At 68.4% G+C, this 1,617-nt stretch carries 3 protein-coding genes; all 3 read right to left on the bottom strand.

What is annotated here, in order from left to right; genetic code table 11:
- The coding region (pcaG, locus tag K9U41_RS22805; RefSeq protein ID WP_282643124.1) for a protocatechuate 3,4-dioxygenase subunit alpha at window positions 1-585 on the bottom strand (585 nt) is incomplete at its 3' end.
- Entirely contained in the window at window positions 585-1,310 is a 726-nt protein-coding gene (pcaH, locus tag K9U41_RS22800) for a protocatechuate 3,4-dioxygenase subunit beta (protein ID WP_282643123.1), read from the bottom strand. The genes pcaG and pcaH, both read right to left, overlap by 1 nt.
- On the bottom strand, window positions 1,303-1,617 hold a 315-nt coding region (locus K9U41_RS22795; protein WP_282643122.1), incomplete at its 5' end, for a carboxymuconolactone decarboxylase family protein. The genes K9U41_RS22795 and pcaH, both read right to left, overlap by 8 nt.

Here is a 1,617-nt window from a genome sequence, read left to right as displayed (position 1 = left end):
GTCGAAGAAGACGGTCTCGTTCTCGCCCTGCAGGCGGATGTCGAAGCGGTAGGTGGCGATGGCGTCCACCTCGCCGCGCAGGCCCACGAGGGTGTCGCGCCGCCCGACGTGCTCGATGGACTTCAGCACCGGATCGCCGGCATTCGCCGCAGCCTCGTCGGAGAAATACATGCGGGTGTGCAGGTGGATATTGATGCCGCGGGCGAAGATGAGCAGGCACACGTGGGGTGCCTGCGGCCGCCCGTCGCGCCAGGGCAGCACGCCGGGCCGGATGGTGTCGAAGCTCCATTCCCCGGTGGCAAAGTCGGCTGCGGCGCGGCCGAAGCCAAGGAAGTCCGGATTATCGTGGCGGCCGTCGCCGTCCGCCTGCCACAGTTCCACCAGCGCGTCCTTCACCGGGTGGCCCGAGCCGTCCCACACCACGCCGGTGATGCGGATGCGCTCGCCCGGCACGCTGCCGGAGGCGAGGATGGACAGGTTCTCCTGGGTGCGCACGGGCAGGCCCGCCACCGCCGGCATTGTGCCGATATGCACGTAGGGACCGCCGGTCTGCGACGGCGTTTCCTTGAGGTATTCGACCGGCATCAGTGCCCCTCCCTCTTGTTCTCGAAGAACGTCTGCCGGCGCCCGCGCAGCACGATGTCGAAGCGGTAGGCCAGCGCGTCGAACGGCATCTGCTGGCCCATGTCGAGGCGGGCGACCAGCCGGTCGATGGCGGCCTTGTCGGGAATGGTATTGACGATGGGGCACAGCGGGATCAGCGGGTCGCCCTCGAAATAGAGCTGGGAAATCAGCCGCTGCACGAAGGCTTCGCCGAACACGGAAAAATGGATGTGCGCCGGGCGCCAGTCGGAGCCGTTGTTGCGCCACGGATAGGGGCCGGGGCGCACGGTGCGGAAGGCGTAGCGGCCCTCGGAATCAGTCAGGCAGCGCCCGACGCCGCCGAAGTTGGGATCGAGCGGGGCGAGATAGCTGTCGTTCTTGTGGCGGTAGCGCCCGCCGGCATTGGCCTGCCACACCTCGATGAGGGTGTCGGGCACCGGACGGCCGCTCTCGTCGAGCACCCGGCCATGCACCACGATGCGCTCACCGATGGCCTCGCCATCCTTTGAAAAATTGCGGATGAGGTCATTGTCGAGGGGATCGAGGCCGGAGCGCGGAAAGATGGGGCCGGCCTTCTCGCCGATGCCCTGCTCCAGCGACACCAGCGCGCAGCGCGGCGAGCGCAGCACGCTCGTCTTGTAGCCGGGGGTGAAGGCGGGCGGATGCCAGCCTCGGTCCCGGCGCATGAAATCGCCCGTCTCAACCATGGTTTTCTCCCTGAGCGTCGCCGTCGGTACGCGCTTGCGCGTAGACCTCCCTGGCGATCTTGTAGGCGCGGTTCGCCGCCGGCACGCCGGCATAGACCGCCACATGCATGAGCGCCTCCGCCACATCTTCGGCGCTGGCGCCGGTGTTGCGGGTGGCGCGCACGTGCATGGCCACTTCCTCGTCGTGGCCGAGCGCCGCGAGCAGCGCGATGGTGATCATGGACCGCTCGCGCCGCGTCAGCCCCGGCCGCGACCACACCGAACCCCAGGCGCCCTCGGTGATGAAGGTCTGGAAGCCGGCATCGAA

This window comes from Xanthobacter autotrophicus, from assembly GCF_029991245.1.
Taxonomy (GTDB): domain Bacteria; phylum Pseudomonadota; class Alphaproteobacteria; order Rhizobiales; family Xanthobacteraceae; genus Xanthobacter; species Xanthobacter autotrophicus_C.
Note: the sequence above shows the minus strand (reverse complement) of the source record. Positions and strands in the feature narration are given on the sequence as shown.